The sequence below is a fragment of the Ruegeria sp. HKCCD7251 genome, from assembly GCF_013031165.1.
In the GTDB taxonomy this organism is placed as follows: Bacteria; Pseudomonadota; Alphaproteobacteria; order Rhodobacterales; family Rhodobacteraceae; genus Ruegeria.
In genome coordinates this window covers 1-17,455 of the sequence record NZ_WPZC01000003.1, presented here as the reverse complement: position 1 = coordinate 17,455, position 17,455 = coordinate 1, and the positions used below count along the sequence as shown (strand labels likewise).

The following is a 17,455-nucleotide window of genomic DNA, read 5'->3' as shown; positions in this document are numbered from 1 at the left end:
TTGCGGTGGGAATTAAGCTGCGACCCTTATTGCCTCAGAGGGTAAGGGACCGGCCCGTGCCTCCTGTGTTGAAGGCATCTTTTCCGTTTTTGCGCAGCGCAGAAATAAGTGCCAATCGCGTAAGACTTTCCCAACTGGCAGCCCAACCGCATGGCGGGGCTTCGCGCGAGTTATTCGTATCAATTCACAGGCGACGTGCACACGTCAGCATGACCGTTTTGGGGTCTACGCCATGCAGTTCTCTTGCCTTGAACTTGCGTAGCTTGTGTCCAATCGAGGAGCACTGCTGGTGCGTTTTGATCGTGTTTAGTTGGGCGCAATGTGACCACTTTTGGTTCTCTAGTTCCAGTATGGGTAGAACCGTCAGCGCGTTAGCAACATCTTCTCGCCATGCCGCCTCGACTTCCTTGTCCAGACGCTGCACGTCCAAAGTGAAGGAGCCGGGGTGGTCTTTCTGCAGTTTTTGCAGATATTGCAGCAGCACCGATCCTTCCGAAAGGTACGTGTAAATTGTCACAGATTTGGGCTTGAGCAAGAGTTCTTTGGGAATGGAGAGGACGAACAGCTTCTCGCTTATGCGATACAGTGCGCCCGATTTGGCCTTGTCATAGAGTGATCGGTCAAATGTCTTGTTCCCTTTGTGGTATAGCTCATCCCACATTTCTGTCGGAACAATACGCCCGTCAGGCTCCTCTTTTGCCATGCCAAGGCCTAGGTAAGCTGTGTCAAAGTCAACCTTTCGGACTGTCTGTTCCACCTCGAAGGGGTTTACGACCTCGTCGATGATGAGATTGTATCCATCAATTAAGTGATCGACTTCAATTTTCGGTTTGTTACCTTTGGTGAAATCAATACATCTCGCAATTCCTGTGCTTTGGGTTGCCAGAGTTCCAAGCCGGTAGAACAGTGCGTGCGTACAAGCGATTGATTTCCCAGCCCGGATCAACTTCTCGCAGTGATCGCTTTTGTTCCCTCCGTTGCTAACAGGCTGCGTGAGGGTGAAATCGGAACCTGTTCGGGCACCTTTGATGAACCTCTCCACCTCACTCAGGTAAGGGACAACGGCGATGTACTTTTCCTGTTTTTTGAAGCTGCGGTTGATCTGTGTTGATTTGCCGTAGCCACATGGCATGTCGACGATACGAATTTGGGACATGAACGTCTCCTGTGTTTGGTCCATTGGACCCATTTTGGGAATAGTGCTCTAGCGGACGCCAAGCGGATGAATTTGCCCGATTGGGGCGACGCGGAGAGAATCCTGGCGAACTCGCAATGGCTGAATAGAAGGGCTTTTAGTTCCCTCTTTTCAGTACCTTTGCTTACAGGTCGGCTTTATTTTGTTGTTATTTATAGATGCTTAGCGACCGATTGCTCCACTCGCACTGGACTGAAGGAAGTTCACGACGTTAAAGCTACCCGTTCAGCACGGACCAATCGAAACCAGTTTTCTCTATAGACGGAGGGGTTTCGCTTAATTGAGGGAGAAAACGTCTGCGAGTTCATTAGAGGAATGACTGCTGTCATTGCCAAATATGCGACGGACGTTAGGTCAACCACCGGACAGTTAAGACGCCGAAGGGCAATTTTTTCGCTAGATAGGGCTTAGGGTGGTACAAGCCTGCATATCTGGAGACTACGACCACCCTGCAACGTATCAAGGCGATCTAAGTAAGTTCTGCGGATGCCAGCTTTGCCACGATGTCATCGGTCTGCAGGTGGGTGTAACGCATCAACATCCGCAAATCCCGATGCCCGCTGATCATTTGCACCTGTGCTAGCGAAAGCCCACTTTCCACAAAGCGCGACACCGCCTCGTGCCGAATGTCATGAAATGTAAGGTCAACCACGCCCGCCCGTTGCCTTAGACGTTCAAAGGCTAATCGCACAGAGTTACCAGACAGGGGCAAACACCGGTCGTCACCGCATGGCAGTTCCATCAACACGGCAACTGCATTTGGGCTGAGAGGCACTGTACGTGCGCAACCGTTTTTGGTTTTAGGCAAGAAAACTGTCCGACGCTCAAGGTCGACGTGCTTCCATTGCATTGACAGCAATTCCCCGCGTCGCATCCCGGTCGCCAAAGCCAGCTTCAGCAACGGCTGCATCAATGGAGACCGAGCTTGGTTCACGGCTTCCAACAAAGCCTGCCATTCTCCTTGTTGCAATCGTCTCTCGCGGCGGTTGTCGATCTTGGGTCGCCGAACGAGCTTGACCGGGTTCCCCTGTGGCAGGTTCTGCCCCCAATCCTCACAGGCGACATCAAGGGCGTGTTGCAACCAACCTAGTTCCCTCACCACAGTCGCCGCCTTCATGGATTTAACGCGCTGGTCACGATAGTGGACAAAATCTGAGGATCGCAGCTTGCTGACCTTCCTGCTGGCTAACTTGGAGCACTTGCGCAGGAACCCGTTGATTGCATAACTTTCATTGTCCGCGCACCGTTTCTCGCTCGTGACGTTATCCCGGTACTTGCGCAGCACCTCACCAAGGTTCATCTCGGACGTGCTCGCACCGAGGGTTGGAGTTAGCAATCCTCTGTCCGCGCTCAACTCGGTCTCTCGCGCCCACTTCGTCGCATCAGAACGCTTTAGAAAAGACTTGGATCGGGATTGTCCGTCCTTCCGCACTGTCGCCTGCCACTTTCCGCTAGGCCTTTTTACGATTGTTGCCATGGCCCATATCTCCTGTGTTGGAGACACCTTTTCCGTTTAAGTGCAGCGGAGGTGCAGCGGGCACAGTTTCATTCGCAGTCCAGCAAAAGGTGCTAGTCGCGTAAGACCTTGATACATTGTGGGGAAAGGATGGTGGGTGATGAGAGACTCGAACTCCCGACATCTTCGGTGTAAACGAAGCGCTCTACCAACTGAGCTAATCACCCGTGACGGTGCATGTAGCCAAGCCAGCGCGCGGGTGCAAGAGGGTCTTGCACAATTTCTTTCTCAGATTTCGGATCAGTCCGCCATCTCGTTCAAAACGGTCAGCAACTGCGCCACTTCCTGTTCGGTATTGTAGTGGCAGAGCGAGATGCGGATACAGTCGCTTAAGCCCAGTGGTGTCAGTACATTGCCGCTATAGTGATCGGCCTTTCTGATGTGGGTACGGATACCTTCCTGATTCAGTCGCGTCACGACTTGGGCGGAGGGTGTGTCGCGCACAACGATTGAGACCAGCCCTTCCCGCGCAGGGTTGTCCGCACCAGCCAGAATCGTGATCTGATCCATGTCTCGCAGGCCGGGCAGGTTGCCGGTGCCGTTGATCATCGCGTCGGTCAGGTGGGTTTCATAGGCGTGAATGGCGCGACCCGCAGCCTCAATCCGGGTGCGTCGATCTGATTCTTCCGAGACCTGAGTCCCCAGCCAATCAAAATAGGCCACAACATCGGACATCGTTGCGTAAGACCCGGTGTCGCGGGTGCCGAACTCCCACCCCTCTGATGGGGCGTCGATCAATTGATCATGGGGCAGGGCGGTCAAACGGTCTGAAATCCATGCAATTCCGTAGCCGTGGCGAGAAAACACTTTGTAAGGCGAAATCGCATAGCCATCGACGCGGTAGCTGTCGATGTCCAACTGCCCATGCGCCGCGTGTTGAATGCCATCGACGATGATGAAACAGTCGGGTGAGATGTCACGTATAGCCCGCGCGATGGCCGCGACGTCCATGCCCATGCCGGTAACGGGCGACGCGTGAACGATCGTTGCGACGCGCACATCCGGCGTCAGGGCTGCGCGGTAATCTTCGGCTGTGACCAAACCCGTTTCGTCATCATGCTGCACGTTGACGTAGTCCAACCCCGCAATCGCGGCCCAGCGTCGTGCGGCGCTACGGCTTGCGGGGTGTTCGATCGAGCTGCCGATCACTTTGCTGCCCTTGGGTGCGTTGACACAGGCCGTTCGGATCATTCGGAACAACAACTCAGTTCCGCTTTCACCGACAAAGAATTGCCCTGTCGAGGCGTTCATGAATACTGACAAATCGGCCTTGGCGGTGTTGATGATGCCCACAAGCGCATGGCTGGCTATGTTGACTCGTCCCTGATTGTCAGGGATTGCGGCGAATTTGGCCGAGGTTTCAACGACCGAGTTCAGAGTAAGAGCCCCACCTGCGTTCTCGAAAAAAATGCGGGGGCCTTGAAAGGGGCAGGCATCGACATGGGCAAAGCGTGAACGAATGGCGTCGATCAGACCGGGTGAAGTGTGCAGCATGGTGGACGTCCTGTTCCTGAGTTGATTGCAGCATCCATCTGTGAAGGGTCTGGATCAATATCGTTTGCGACATTGGTCGCAATCCAACTGACGGAAATGGCGATGCTGTGCATTTTTCTTTCAATATCTGCCTGATATGCGGCTGCGTTCCGCAAAGGCGCTTGCGTGCCCCCGGTTGCCTCAGATATCCCCGAAGGGACTGAAACGATGCCAACGAAAAGGAAATGCTCCTGTCACGTGCCCGCCGCGTATTGATTGCGGCCCTCGTTCTAGTGGGGTCGCTGCAGGGTCCGCTGCGGGCGGAAGCGGAAGGCGTATTGGTATTTGCCGCCGCCAGCCTCAAAACCGCGCTGGATGAGATCGCGCCCGCGTTTGAACAGCAATCCGGACAGGAGGTTACCATCTCGTACGCAGCATCGTCCGTTTTGGCCCGGCAGATACAGCTTGGTGCCCCTGCGGATATATTCATTTCCGCCAACGCGGACTGGATGGATGTCCTGCAGGAACAGGGATTGATAGATGAAGCCTCTCGTGTCGATCTCTTGGGGAACGGGCTTGTCCTGATTGCTGGTGGTGACGCAACCACAATCGGCGAAATGAGGCCGGATGTCGATCTGCAGGCCGCACTGGATGGGGGGCATCTGGCTATGGCGCTGGTGGATGCTGTGCCCGCTGGGATCTATGGCAAAGCGGCGCTGCAAAGCCTGGGTCAATGGAGCCGCGTTCAAAATCAGGTCGCGCAAACAGACAATGTCCGAGCCGCGCTTGCGCTGGTTGCAACCGGGGCGGCGCCTTTGGGAATTGTATATCGGTCCGACGCCGCGGTCGAAGATCGTGTCCAAGTTGTTGCGACCTTTTCGCCGGACCTGCATCCGCCGATCATTTACCCTGCGGCAGCGATCTTGCCACCATCCGCCGGGGCCAAAGCTTTTCTTGCCCATCTCAACTCGGGAGCGGCGCGCCTTGTGTTTGCAGAGCAGGGGTTTGCCCTGCCGGGTGGATAACGCATGGGATGGCTAGGGCCGGAAGAGCTTGAGGCGCTGAAGCTATCCTTGCGTGTGTCCTTCTGGGCCACGCTGGTCACCCTGCCTTTTGGCATCTTTGTTGCCTATGCCTTGGCCCGCTGGCGGTTTCCAGGTCGGCAGGTTCTGAACGGGCTGGTGCATCTGCCATTGATCCTGCCGCCAGTCGTCACAGGGTATCTGTTACTCATTACATTTGGCATTCAGGGGCCTTTGGGCAGGCTGTTGGCGGAATTCGGTATCGTTTTGGCCTTTCGCTGGACCGGAGCAGCGCTGGCCGCTGGGATCATGGCGTTTCCGTTAATGGTCCGGGCGATCCGGCTGTCGATCGAGGCTGTGGACCCCAAACTTGAACAGGCAGGGGCTACACTGGGTGCGTCGCGCCCGCTGGTTTTTGCTACAGTAACGTTGCCGATGATCCTGCCGGGCGTGATCGCCGGGGCGATACTGGCCTTTGCCAAAGCGATGGGGGAATTCGGGGCGACCATCACGTTCGTCTCGAACATTCCGGGTCAGACCCAGACCCTGCCCTCGGCCGTTTACGCATTCCTGCAAGTGCCGGGGGGTGAAGCTGCCGCGACAAGGTTGGTCGTGATCTCGATCGTGATCGCGATGGGCGCTTTGCTGTTGTCAGAATTCATAGGGCGTCGGGTCGCTGCACGGGTGGCCGGATCATGAGTCTTTCTGTACGCCTGCAACACGATCTGCCAGACATCAGACTGGACATTAGCTTTGAGGCCCCGCCCGGGGTGACGGTGTTATTCGGGCGATCCGGGGCGGGTAAAACCACGGTGGTAAATGCGGTCGCGGGTTTGTTGCGCCCGTCGGCAGGTCGCGTCGCGATCGATGATTGGGAGTTGTTCGACACCGAGCGTGGCCTGTGGCTGCCGCCGCATAAACGACGGCTTGGCTATATCTTTCAGGAAGGGCGCCTGTTTCCGCATCTCACAGTTCGTCAGAACCTATTCTTCGGGCGATGGTTTGCGCCCAGAAGGGCCCGCAGGGAAAGCCCGGAGAAGGTAATCGAAATGCTGGGGGTCGGGCATCTTCTGGATCGCAGACCAGCGGGTCTTTCGGGCGGTGAAAAGCAACGTGTTGCGATTGGCCGCGCATTGCTGGCCAGCCCGCGTCTGATCCTGGCAGATGAGCCTTTGGCCGCGCTGGACGATGCGCGCAAGTCTGAAATTCTTCCGTATTTCGAGCGGCTTCGCGATGAAGTGTCCGTACCGATCCTTTATGTCACACATTCGGCGGCCGAGGTCGCGCGCCTCGCCACTTCGGTGGTGGCTTTGCAAGACGGCAAAGCCGTACGCCATGGTCCCGCGTCCGAGGTGTTGGCCGACCCGTCGGTTGCGCCAGCAGGTGTCAGATCCGTCGGTGCGGTGCTGCAAGTCCGCGTGGCCAAGCACCATGAAGACGGGCTGACCGAACTGGATGCAGGTGGCACCAGTCTGTTTCTACCGCTTATCCCTCATCAGATCGGAGCCAGTCTGCGTATCCGCATCCCGGCCCAAGAGGTCATCCTGTCCAGCAAACGCCCCGAGGGGCTTTCTGCTTTGAACATGCTTGAGGGTACGGTTGAGACGATCCGGGCAGGTGAGGGGCCGGGCGCAATTGTTTCCATAAAAACCAAGGCTGGGTCGGTTCTGGCAAGGATTACCCGCCGCTCGGTCACATCCTTGGGGCTGGAGCCCGGTCGGGTTTGTTATGCGGTGATCAAAACTGTCGCGCTGGCCCCGCAGGATGTAGGCGGGCGTCTGGGCAATTATTAGGCCACCGGCCCTTCTTGCGTTGTGATCGGGATTCTTTACTCGGTCTCTTTGTTTGCTATGGTTCTGGTCAGGTTTTTCACGGGATTTTTGTTATGCGAAATTGGAAGCTGCCATTTTTGACTTTGTTGATTGCCCTGCCGGGACTCGCGCAGGCAGTCGGTTTCGGGATCGGCGCGTATCCGGCATTCAGAACCACGGTTACACCCATGAAGAACGGTATTTACCAGGTTTCCACTACCGGTTCTTCGGCGCCGGTTGCGTATTGGTGTGGTATTGGCGACTTTGCCATTCGCACCCTCAGAACCAAGGCCCCCCAGCGCATCTACATCACCCGGGCCTACGAGAAGCAGACGAGGACCGTGCAATTCTCGCTGACCCCGCCCGACGGGGTCGATACCACTCCGGGTTACTCGGTCACGGTCAAGCGCGTCGGTGAAAACATGTCCGCCGGATCCGCGCAGGGGTATTGTTATGACAACTTCATGGATTTTGGGTTCTGATCGCTGATCAGACCCATTTCGCCAGCGGCGGCAAGCTCATGAGAACGGCATCGGGGTCATGGCCGGTTTCCAGCCCGAACTTGGTGCCACGGTCATATACAAGGTTATATTCCGCATAGAGGCCACGGTGCACAAGCTGGGCGTCCTTGTCTGCCGCGTCAAATTCCTGAACCCGGCGCTTTTCGACCAGTGGCAGGAAAGCGGGGAGGAACGCTTTGCCGATATCCTGCGTCAGCGAGAAATCCGCTGACCAGTCGCCGGTGCAGTAGTCATCCATGAAGATGCCTCCGACGCCACGGGCGCGTTTGCGGTGCGGGATATAGAAATACTCATCTGCCCAGTCTTTAAGCCGTGGATAGTGCCCTGGCCCATGCGGGTCCAGATGGGCCTTTTGGGTGGCGTGAAAATGGGCCGTGTCTTCATCATACTCGATGCAGGGGTTCAGGTCGGACCCACCGCCGAACCACCAAGCATGCGGTGTCCAGAACATACGCGTGTTCATGTGGACAGCCGGCACATGCGGGTTCTGCATATGCGCGACCAATGAGATGCCCGAAGCCCAAAACCGCGGGTCTTCCGTCATGCCGGGAATGCCTTTGCGGGCGGCCATGGCCTGTTGTGCGCGTTCACCCAGTGTGCCGTAAACGGTCGAGATGTTGACGCCGACCTTTTCAAACACACGGCCTCCGCGCATGACGGACATCAAGCCGCCACCTGCATCCGTGCCGTCGTCAGCTTGGCGTTTCGTTTCCTTGACCTCAAACCTACCCGGTTCGGCGTCCGAGAGCGGGTCGGTGTCGTGGCTGTCTTCCAGCGCTTCAAACGCCGCGACGATGTCATCACGCAGGTGTCGGAACCAGGCTGAGGCCGTTGATTTTTCTTTTTCGAACATTGGATTAGTGCGCCGGGGCTGCGACGGGGTCCAGCAGGGTGCGGCCACCGTCAATGGTCAGAATTTGGCCGGTGATGAAACCGGCGGCGTCCGAGGCAAGGAACTGAGCAGTCTCCGTCAGCTCGGTCGGGGCTGCGATACGGGACAGAGGAGTGTGTTTTTCGATGTCATCCCGGAAATCCCGGTTCTCTTTCAGTGTGGATTGCAGTGAAGCACTCATCACCGATCCCAGTGCGATCGAGTTGACGCGGATGCGGCTCGGGGCCAGCGCCACGGCCAGGGACCGGGTCATCTGATCCAGCGCGGCGGTTGAAACCGAATAGGCCATCAAATCCGGATGCGTGCGTCGGGCGGCAATCGACGACAGGTTGATGATCGACCCTGCGGGGTTTTCGTTGTCACCCGCCTGTTTAATCATCCGTTTGGCGACAACCTGACTAAGCCGCAAAGCGGGCATCAGATTCTGGTTCAGAAGAGTCCGCACCGAGTCATCGTCAGTATCCAGAGGGTCGGAAGGAATCACCTGCCGTGCCCCGTTGATTAGAATATCCACCTGATCAAACGCGTCTATGGTGGCCGAAAGCAGATTGGCGATCGTTAGCTTTTCCCGCAGATCACCCGCAAAGAAGCGAATGTTGCTGTCATCGGCCTGTTCGCCCAGTTCATCGGCCAGACGCTTTTCGTCCATATCGGCAAACATGACATTGGCACCCGCATCCGCAAAGTGACGACCGATGGCCAAACCGACACCGTTGGCGCTGCCGGTCACGATTGCTGTTTTGCCAGCGATGGAAAAGGACATGCAAATCTCCTGAGTTGAGGCGGAGGTTAACCGGGATCACCTTCGAGGGCGAGAGGCATGGAACACTTTGAAACGTGCGTCGCCGGACACTTCTTCAACGCGCGCAAAACTTTCAGTCAAAGTTGCTTCGTATGGCAGGTGGCGGTTGGCGACCATCCACAGGTCCCCATGTTTGGCCAGATTGCGGGCGGCGGACTTGATGAATCCTTGGCCCAATTCCGGCTCGGCGCTGCGTGACGTGTGGAAGGGCGGATTCATGACGACGGTGTCCAGCGCGTCGGGCGCCTTCCACTTTACAGCATCGGCCCAGTGGAAAAGCGCGCGTTCATCGGTGATATTGGCCTGCGCACAGGTCAGGGCGATATTGTCGGCTTCGACCAGGTGCAGATGGCGCAAACCCGCCTTTTGGATCAGCGACGCTGAGAGAAATCCCCAACCCGCCCCCAGATCAGCAACCCGCGCTCCGATCTTGTCCGGCAGCGTATTCACAAGCAGCGTTGACGCCGGATCGACTCCATCTGCCGAAAAAACGCCGGGAGCGGTTTGATATCCGTCCGCCATTTGGGTTTGTGGCGCGGCCCAGTCGTCAAACGCATCAGGCGCAGCGCGGAACCAGAAGATTTTACCATGCGCCTTGGAAATTGGCCCCTCAACATCTGTGCGCTTGCGGATCTCTTTCAGCAGACTGTCCACGCCATCGGTTTTGGCGCCGTCCACAACGATCACCCCGCTTGCGCGTGCGGAGGCTTGCTGCACATGGCTGCGGGCCAATGCCTTGGCGCGAGGCAGGATCACGATCGCATCCTGACACGGGTCCTGAGACTGCGGCGTTACGGCAAACCCCTGGTCTGCAAAATGGTCGTGGAACGGTTTGAAGGGCTGAACGACCTGCGTGTCGCGCGACAAAGATGACAGATCATTTGCCGGTGTCGGCCCGATGACTGTCAGCGGTTGAGACAGAACAAGGCCGCTTTGCAGGGCAAGATCAAGGCGAGGGGACATGGGCAAATCCGATTAGAGCCGCCGCTGGCGTTACTCTTCGCGTTCCATGGTGCATTGCAGAGGATGCTGGTGCCGACGGGCAAAATCCATAACCTGCCCGACTTTGGTTTCCGCAATCTCGTGACTGAATACACCTACCACGGCAACGCCCTTTTTGTGGACGGTCAGCATGATTTCGAACGCTTCGGCGTGTGTCATTCCAAAGAACCGTTCAAGCACATGAACGACGAACTCCATCGGGGTGTAGTCATCGTTCAGAAGCAGGACTTTATACAGCGGCGGGCGCTTGGTCTTGGGGCGTGTCTGGACCAGAACCGACGAGTCAGAATCGTCGTCGGAATTGTCAGACATCATCCATTGGTCAATAAGCATCACACGGCTGTCCGATTCAGGCTTCGGTTTATCTGTGCGGTTATATAACGTCTAAGGGGTCAGAGAAAAGAGCCAGCAGGACGCATTTGCAATGGAAAATAAGCTGACCACAATCGGGTTCGATGCGGATGACACATTGTGGCATAATGAGCGGTTCTTCCAACTGACGCAGAGCCATTTTGCGGAATTGCTTGCCGATCACGCCGAGCGCGATCATCTGCTGGAGCGTTTGCTGGAAGCTGAAAAGCGCAACATTCGACACTATGGATACGGAATCAAGGGCTTCACCCTGTCGATGATCGAAACCGCCATCGAAGTAACCGAAGACCGCGTTCCCGCGTCAGTCATTCGGCAGTTGATCGAAGCAGGGCAGGACATGCTGGCCCATCCGATTGAGTTGCTTCCCCATGCCCGCGAAGCGATCGAGGGCGTGGCCGCGACACATAAGGTCGTGTTGATCACCAAGGGTGATCTGATTGATCAGGAACGTAAGCTTGCCCAGTCAGGGTTGGGTGAGTTGTTCGATGAAGTCGAGATTGTCTCGGAGAAAACCCCGGAGACCTACCGAGAGATTTTCCACAGATATTGCGAGGGGCCCAAGCGGGCGATGATGGTAGGGAACTCGATGCGCTCAGACGTGGTCGCCCCGATTCAGGCAGGGTGTTGGGGTGTATATGTTCCGCATGGACTGGTCTGGGAGATCGAAAAGGCAGAAACACCATCGGGCAATCCGCGCTTCAAAGAGTTGCAACACCTGGGAGAGCTGACAGGGTTTGTTCAGGCACTTGGATGATGTTGCCGATAGGTCTCAGTTCGGGAAAAACAGAGCGATTACAAGGGCTGTATTCTTGGGTGTCCCGGATTTAGTGGTTTGGGGCCCAGGTGGGGCAACATATGGTGTTTCTATCGTGGCCGACAAAGCGACGAATTTGTCAGCTTACGGTTTATTTCATGGGGTCTCTGTGTTAGCCTGAAGAATAATAAAATAATTGATTTGCTGACCGGGAAAACCCGGCAGCGCGAGGTAGACAGAGGCAAAGATCGTGCAGATTCGGCGGACAGTTCCGGCCCGGATGGGCTTTATTCTTATAGCATTCGTGTGGTTGCTTGCTTTTGCACCACTCCAGTCATTGGCGGCGCCCTATGCGGCCATGGTGATCGACGCGCGCACTGGTGAGGTGCTTCATTCGCGCAACGCCGACACCCGGCTTCACCCCGCATCGCTGACCAAGATGATGACGCTCTATATCGCGTTTGAGGCCGTGCGAAACGGTGAGATCGAGCTGGACACCCCAGTTCGCATCACCAAGAAAGCGTCGTCCGAACCCCCCTCGAAACTGGGTCTTCGCACAGGTCAGACGATCGCGTTCCGGTATCTGATCCGCGCCGCTGCCGTGAAATCGGCTAATGACGCGGCCACGGCAATTGGCATCGCCATCAGCGGGTCCGAGGCAGCATTTGCCCGCCGCATGACCCGGACTGCCAAAGCCATGGGCATGAGCCGCACGACATTCAAGAACGCTCATGGATTGACGGAATCGGGTCATCTGTCGACCGCGCGAGACATGACCACACTGGGCCGGCATCTGCTGTATGATTACCCGCAGTATTATAACCTGTTTTCGCGTCAATCGACCCATGCCGGGATCAAGACGGTGCCGAACACGAACCGTCGGTTACTGGCCGCTTATCGGGGAGCAGATGGGATCAAGACCGGATACACGCGGGCAGCAGGCTTTAACCTTGTCGCCTCGGCAAAACGCAAAGACGAACGGATCATTGCCACGGTATTCGGCGGTAAATCCGGCGCGTCGCGAAATGCCAAAGTGGCAGAACTGCTGGACATGGGTTTCCGCCGCGCACCGTCGCGCGCACCCATTCGCAAACCGTCGCGTCCTGTATATGCAGGAAATGCGGGTCTGAATGTACAAGTGGCGCGGTTGGTCGGCGCGCCGACCACCAGTTTACGACCGGTACTGCGCCCCGGACCGGGGGCCGCCGTTCAGGTGGCCGGTACGGTCGCGGCGACCGCGGCGAAGAACGGCACGCGCATTCAGAACGGGATTGCGGCAGCCATTGCCGCCGCAGATATGCATACCCCGTCCGAGGATACGACCCGCCCGGCGGCCCGTCCCGAAGATCTTGTCCTTGCTTCCACAGGCCCGATCGAACAGCCCGAGCCCGAGCAGGAGATCGTCACGCGCTTGTCCACCTCGGGTGGGCACCTCTGGGGTGTGAATGTCGGGCGCTACACAACACGATATGAGGCTGAAAAGGTGCTGTTGAAAACAGCCCTTTCGGAAATGACCACTCTGGAAGGAACGCTGCGCAAAGTGAACCAAAGCGCGCGCGGCTTTGATGCGACGTTTCAGGGCATGACCCGCGAACAGGCTGATTTGGCCTGTCGCAGGCTTCAGGCACGGAACGTGACGTGTTTCATGATTGGGCCGTCATAAGACCCGACATGCAATCTTCAGACTGAACATGGGCTGCGAAAACACTCGCAGCCCTTTTTCTTAGTCGAAGACGTGGCCGTGCTGATATTGTTCATCCTGACCGGCGGCGGCAGTCAGCGCGGCGACGTTATCCTTAGTGAAGAAGCCGTCATAGTGATGGCAGCGCTCAATATACTCGGTGATCAGCAGAGTGTGCTTGGAGTGTTTTGAGAAAATCTGTTTCAGGTTTGGGTCGTCTTTGCATTCGCCAACTACATGCGCCAGGAAAGGCACGCCCTTGTCCTTGAGGGTGTTCACGACGAAATCGACGTTCTTTTCACCAGCGCCGTGGTCTCCATCCTGTATCTCGACGGCCATATGGTGCAGGCGGCGGCCAAAGTTGCGCACGAAGTCTTCGGTGGGCATCGGTAACTTGGCAAAGGAATTCACGAATGAGGGCGTGTTGTTCGCCGTGAATACCTTGGCAGGTGATTTCTTGTCATCGTCGACATTCGGATTGCGGTTCACATTGGTGGACGAATTCATGTCAAAGATGTTGTACGCACCCCAGAAATAGTAAGGTACCATCGTGAGAAACTCGAGGATCGCATCCTCACGCTCTCCGGCCAATACCCGCGTGGCAAGGTGGTCGATCCCCAACATCAGAGGTGCAATCTTGCTGTCTGACCCAAAACCGGCTGCCTGATCCAGGCGGGTTTGTTCCGCGTCGCTGAGCAAGACACGGTCCCCCAGGCCAAGGCTGTCCGTGTCGTTGAAATCCAGAGTGGAATAGCCGACCCGATTGCAGGTGAAATCCGATGGCGTCGTGAAACGGAAACCGTCCAGCGTGTAAAACGGGTTCTCGGTATCGCCACTATATTCAAATCTTATGTTTTGATCTTCCAGCGTTTTGGTCAGCGTCTTCAGGTCGGAGGCCGCGAATACCTCGCCGACATACCGGGTCTGGGGCGTGCTGCGGGCCAACGGGTACATGCGGTTGATACGGGGAATGAAGTCCTCGAATGTCGGGCTGAGAGGAGCCATGACGATTAGCGCGGGGTAATCTGCATGAGAATGCAGAACCGAAAACTTGTGCGTTCGCCCAAGATAACTGGCCGTGTGGCGATAGGGGGTCATCACGTAGAGTTCGACCAGCGTGTCGAACAGCGCATCCGGTTCCACCTGAAATACAATGGCCCGCATCGACCCGACCTGATCTGCGATACCCGAGCTTGAGCGGCGCTCGTAAATCATAGGCAGATATTCGTTGAAGAAGTCCGAGTTCTTCTTGTCGCCGCGGGGTTCGTAAGACATCAAATCAAAAGACATTAAGCGCGCTCCTTGCCGTTGCGCCGCTCGATCGGCGCGGATCGTTCCCGGAATTTGTGGTACTCAGATCATACAGTTACGCACATGCTAGGGCCTGGGGCCGTACCGGGCAACAGTCACGACATGGGGTGGCCGAGTTACGCCAACCTGATCAACGGATGAATTTTGTCACGTCAACGCCGCCCGCAATCAGGTTTTCCCGAACCGAGCGGGCAATCTGCACAGCAGTTGGCCCGTCGCCATGCAGACAGATGGTGTCGATCGACGTTTCCAGTCGTTTGCCGGATTCGGTAATGATGGCCCCTTCCTGAACCATATTCACTATGCGCGGACCGGCCAGTTCGGGGTCATGGATGACCGCGCCGGGTTTGCCGCGGTCGACCAGAGTTCCGTCGTCGTTATAGGCGCGGTCTGCAAAAATCTCTCCGACCCATTTGCAATTCAGTTCGCGCACGGCGTCTTCCTGTTTGGTCACGGCCAAAACCATGATGATAACGTCCGGGTCCACATCCAGGGCACCCTGATAGCAAGCCCGCGCCATGTCGATGTCAACCGAACACATATTGGCCAGTGCACCGTGCAGCTTGAGGTGCCGGACCTTGGTGCCAACGGCCTTGGCAACCCCTATGGCTGCACCCAACTGATACCGGACCAGATTGCGCAGGCTGTCATGTGGGATTTTCATGTTGCGGCGGCCAAATCCCTGAAGGTCGGGAAACCCCGGATGCGCGCCAATACCAACGTTGTTTTCTGCCGCCTGTATCATCGTCTGTGCCATTACGTCCGGATCACCGGCGTGAAAGCCGCAAGCGATGTTGGCCGAGGTGATGATTTTGAGCAGGCTTGCATCATCACCCATGTTCCACGGGCCAAAGCTCTCTCCCATATCTGCATTCAGATCAACGCTGGGCATCGGCAAAACTCCTTAGTCTGTGGCAGAGATCATTCCGCCGACCAATTGGTAAGACAACAGGTCAGGGATGTCATGTGGGTCGCGGATCAGAGGTTCAACCTGAGTAGGCAGGCGCGACAGATCGCCTTGGAAAGACGCGTGCAGGGCGACGGCTTCATCCATGGTGACGAACTGGAACCTCAGCTGTCCGCCAGCGGGCGTTTGCGCCGCGCGCGGCAGATCGCACGGAAGGACGGTTGCAATGCGCGGATACCCTCCGGTGGTCTGGCACTCCGGCAGCAGGATGAACGGATTTCCGGTGCCAGTCATCTGGATGTCGCCGGGTGTGATAACCTCCGACAGGATATTGAGTTGACCCTTGGCGGCAAAGCCTTCTCCGGCGCTTCCAAGCTGCATTCCCATTCGGTTGGCCCGGCCACCGCGTTGGAACTGCGTATTGGCAAACCGGTCCAGAGTATCTTGGTCAAACAAAGGGGTTTGAAAGCTGGCGACGACCCGCAGTACCCCGCCTGAAAATCGGTCGTCCGGCTGCAGTTTCAACCCGACAGCGCCTGAACCGGCCCCGGCAGACAAGCGGTCACCAGCTTGTACATTCCGCCCGATCTTGGCCGTTAGGTGGGCAGACCGAGAGCCAAGGAACATGTCGCCGTCAATTCCGCCGCCGATATGCAAGTACCCATAGGTCCCATATATTGCCGCGCCGATGGTCAATCGCTGTCCCGCATCTAATTCATGCGACGCATTCCAAATGACTGGGTTTCCGTCGACGCTCGCCTGCATCGGCGCGCCGGTCAGCGCAATGCGTGTGCGTTCGGTCGCTTCGAATTCACCGCCCAAGCCTGCCATTTCCAAAGCCGCCAATGCAGGCGCTTGGCCCAGCAAGGCGGCCCCTTCGTGCAAGGCCAGTATGTCTGCAGCCCCCGAGCGGGACAGACCCTGATCCAAGTAACCGGTACGCCCCAGATCCTGCACTGTACAAGCAGGCCCTATGCGCAGAACGGAAAGGCTCATGACCCGATTTCCTGATACGTCGCACCGCCTGAACCATCAAAGTCGTTCGCGCGAATATTTTCCAGGTCCTCCTGAGTAACAGAATAGAACTGCATCTCATCACCGGGCGTCAGGGCAAAACTGTTTGGGGTCTCGGGCCGAAAGCAGCGAAACGCGGTTTGCCCAACATGCCGCCAGCCGGTTGGCGTCGGCCCCGAGAACAGCACAAACTGTGAGATGGCCAGAACTAACGCCCCTTCGGGCACCATAGGGGTCAGCTCTTGCAGACGTGGTATATTGAACTCGGGCCCCAGAGGCCCAAGGTAAGGTTGCCCGGGCGCAAATCCGATCGTCAAAACACGCACGCGCGAGTCGCTGAGCCGTCGAACTGCTTCATCCGGCGTCAGCCCGGTTGCGGCAGCCGCTTCGTTCAGTTGCGGCGCGAGGTCCCCTCCATAGACAGTGGGGACGCGCCAATATTTGCGGCCCGAGGGCATCGGGGCGTCAAACCAGTTTTGCTGCCCAAGTAACTCGGAAACACGGGATCGGATTTCCGCGTGAGGGAGTTGGTCGGGATCAAAGCGGACATAGGCCGAGGCTAGCGAAGCGGACGTTTCAATAACGCCGTGCCATTGGGCCAGGTCCAAAGCATTTCTAAAAGCCAGCGCCGCACGGTTTGATGACTCCGCCATGGTATCCGCAAATGAAACAAGCAGACCGTCAAAGCCGACGGGTTGAATTCTTGGAAAGGGGTATGAGTCTGACGATATCATGACGTGAAAATCTAAGGCGTTCCTTTTCGGTCGACCTGACCGCATTCAGTTGGATTGCGCAAGCCTCTGGCCATTGTTGCCGGGCATTTTACTCAAAGCTGAGTGTCGAATCTCTGATTCTGGGTCTGGCGTGATTCAAAACAGGAAGGCCGACTCGTTTCAGCGTTGTGGGTGGAGTAGTAAATCTCACTATATATAGGGTGAACTTGGGTGCTGCGGTGTGGCGATTGCTTGGTACTTCATTCAATAATCGTAAATAGGTGTGAAATCATCTAGATGGATGTAATGTAAGTTATTGTTATTGAATTATAAAAAACTGAATTGCAAAAAAAACGCGCTATATGCAATTTTCCACTTGCGGCTTTGTGGGGTAAACCTTAGAACCCCCTTCACCGGCGCTGCTGAGGCGGTGCTGACGGATCGGAGAGACGGTCGGACGGGCTGGAGA

At 56.7% G+C, this 17,455-nt stretch carries 17 protein-coding genes and 1 tRNA gene; 6 read left to right on the top strand and 12 right to left on the bottom strand.

Features of this window, described 5'->3' with window-relative positions; genetic code table 11:
- Nucleotides 1-184: 184 nt before the first annotated feature.
- The 4 genes from GOX75_RS09250 to GOX75_RS09235 all read right to left on the bottom strand — a co-directional run bounded on the left by GOX75_RS09250 (nt 185) and on the right by GOX75_RS09235 (nt 4,205).
- Nucleotides 185-1,156: a hypothetical protein gene (locus GOX75_RS09250; RefSeq protein ID WP_171122399.1), complete on the bottom strand. Its 972-nt coding sequence runs from the start codon at nt 1,154-1,156 to the stop codon at nt 185-187.
- 508 nt (nt 1,157-1,664) lie between these two features.
- Complete coding sequence (locus tag GOX75_RS09245) at nt 1,665-2,531, bottom strand: site-specific integrase (RefSeq protein WP_217354424.1); 867 nt, start codon at nt 2,529-2,531, stop codon at nt 1,665-1,667.
- A 271-nt stretch (nt 2,532-2,802) separates the two neighbouring features.
- A tRNA-Val gene (locus GOX75_RS09240) sits at nt 2,803-2,878 on the bottom strand.
- 73 nt (nt 2,879-2,951) lie between these two features.
- The gene (locus GOX75_RS09235) at nt 2,952-4,205 is read right to left on the bottom strand and encodes an aminotransferase class V-fold PLP-dependent enzyme (protein WP_171122396.1); all 1,254 of its coding nucleotides are present in this window, start codon (nt 4,203-4,205) and stop codon (nt 2,952-2,954) included.
- Nucleotides 4,206-4,429: 224 nt separating this feature from the next.
- Here GOX75_RS09235 and modA point away from each other — a divergent pair, with 224 nt between their 5' ends.
- From modA to GOX75_RS09215, 4 genes are all read left to right on the top strand, one after another.
- The gene (gene modA / locus GOX75_RS09230; protein WP_171122394.1) at nt 4,430-5,209 is read left to right on the top strand and encodes a molybdate ABC transporter substrate-binding protein; all 780 of its coding nucleotides are present in this window, start codon (nt 4,430-4,432) and stop codon (nt 5,207-5,209) included.
- Between the two features lie 3 nt (nt 5,210-5,212).
- Nucleotides 5,213-5,905 carry a molybdate ABC transporter permease subunit gene (gene modB, locus GOX75_RS09225; protein WP_171122391.1) on the top strand — a complete coding sequence of 231 codons (693 nt, stop codon included), beginning with the start codon at nt 5,213-5,215 and terminating at the stop codon, nt 5,903-5,905.
- Nucleotides 5,902-6,999, top strand: a complete 1,098-nt coding sequence (gene modC, locus GOX75_RS09220; RefSeq protein ID WP_171122389.1) for a molybdenum ABC transporter ATP-binding protein — start codon at nt 5,902-5,904, stop codon at nt 6,997-6,999. Before modB ends, modC begins: the two co-directional genes overlap by 4 nt.
- A gap of 92 nt (nt 7,000-7,091) precedes the next feature.
- Nucleotides 7,092-7,499: a hypothetical protein gene (locus tag GOX75_RS09215; RefSeq protein WP_171122388.1), complete on the top strand. Its 408-nt coding sequence runs from the start codon at nt 7,092-7,094 to the stop codon at nt 7,497-7,499.
- 7 nt (nt 7,500-7,506) lie between these two features.
- Here GOX75_RS09215 and hemF read toward each other — a convergent pair whose 3' ends face one another.
- From hemF to clpS, 4 genes are read right to left on the bottom strand one after another with little or no spacing between them, the layout of a single operon-like run.
- A complete protein-coding gene (gene hemF, locus GOX75_RS09210) occupies nt 7,507-8,391 on the bottom strand; it encodes an oxygen-dependent coproporphyrinogen oxidase (protein ID WP_171122386.1) in 885 nt (294 codons plus the stop codon).
- 4 nt (nt 8,392-8,395) lie between these two features.
- Nucleotides 8,396-9,193 carry an SDR family NAD(P)-dependent oxidoreductase gene (locus GOX75_RS09205; RefSeq protein ID WP_171122384.1) on the bottom strand — a complete coding sequence of 266 codons (798 nt, stop codon included), beginning with the start codon at nt 9,191-9,193 and terminating at the stop codon, nt 8,396-8,398.
- A gap of 36 nt (nt 9,194-9,229) precedes the next feature.
- Nucleotides 9,230-10,195, bottom strand: a complete 966-nt coding sequence (locus GOX75_RS09200) for a class I SAM-dependent methyltransferase (protein WP_171122382.1) — start codon at nt 10,193-10,195, stop codon at nt 9,230-9,232.
- 30 nt (nt 10,196-10,225) lie between these two features.
- A complete protein-coding gene (gene clpS / locus GOX75_RS09195) occupies nt 10,226-10,567 on the bottom strand; it encodes an ATP-dependent Clp protease adapter ClpS (protein WP_171123198.1) in 342 nt (113 codons plus the stop codon).
- A gap of 91 nt (nt 10,568-10,658) precedes the next feature.
- On the opposite strand from clpS, the gene GOX75_RS09190 reads away from it, so the two are divergent.
- Together GOX75_RS09190 and GOX75_RS09185 are read left to right on the top strand one after the other, a co-directional pair.
- Nucleotides 10,659-11,360, top strand: coding sequence for an HAD family hydrolase (locus tag GOX75_RS09190; protein ID WP_171122380.1), 702 nt, complete (start codon nt 10,659-10,661; stop codon nt 11,358-11,360).
- 280 nt (nt 11,361-11,640) lie between these two features.
- Nucleotides 11,641-13,023 carry a D-alanyl-D-alanine carboxypeptidase family protein gene (locus GOX75_RS09185; protein WP_171123196.1) on the top strand — a complete coding sequence of 461 codons (1,383 nt, stop codon included), beginning with the start codon at nt 11,641-11,643 and terminating at the stop codon, nt 13,021-13,023.
- Nucleotides 13,024-13,083: 60 nt separating this feature from the next.
- Here GOX75_RS09185 and GOX75_RS09180 read toward each other — a convergent pair whose 3' ends face one another.
- From GOX75_RS09180 to GOX75_RS09165, 4 genes are all read right to left on the bottom strand, one after another.
- Nucleotides 13,084-14,331, bottom strand: coding sequence for a hypothetical protein (locus GOX75_RS09180; RefSeq protein WP_171122378.1), 1,248 nt, complete (start codon nt 14,329-14,331; stop codon nt 13,084-13,086).
- A 151-nt stretch (nt 14,332-14,482) separates the two neighbouring features.
- The gene (locus tag GOX75_RS09175; RefSeq protein WP_171122376.1) at nt 14,483-15,244 is read right to left on the bottom strand and encodes a LamB/YcsF family protein; all 762 of its coding nucleotides are present in this window, start codon (nt 15,242-15,244) and stop codon (nt 14,483-14,485) included.
- Between the two features lie 12 nt (nt 15,245-15,256).
- Entirely contained in the window at nt 15,257-16,255 is a 999-nt protein-coding gene (locus GOX75_RS09170) for a biotin-dependent carboxyltransferase family protein (protein WP_171122374.1), read from the bottom strand.
- Nucleotides 16,252-17,007, bottom strand: a complete 756-nt coding sequence (locus GOX75_RS09165) for an allophanate hydrolase subunit 1 (protein ID WP_171122372.1) — start codon at nt 17,005-17,007, stop codon at nt 16,252-16,254. The genes GOX75_RS09170 and GOX75_RS09165 overlap by 4 nt, the downstream gene beginning before the upstream one ends.
- Nucleotides 17,008-17,455: the final 448 nt, after the last annotated feature.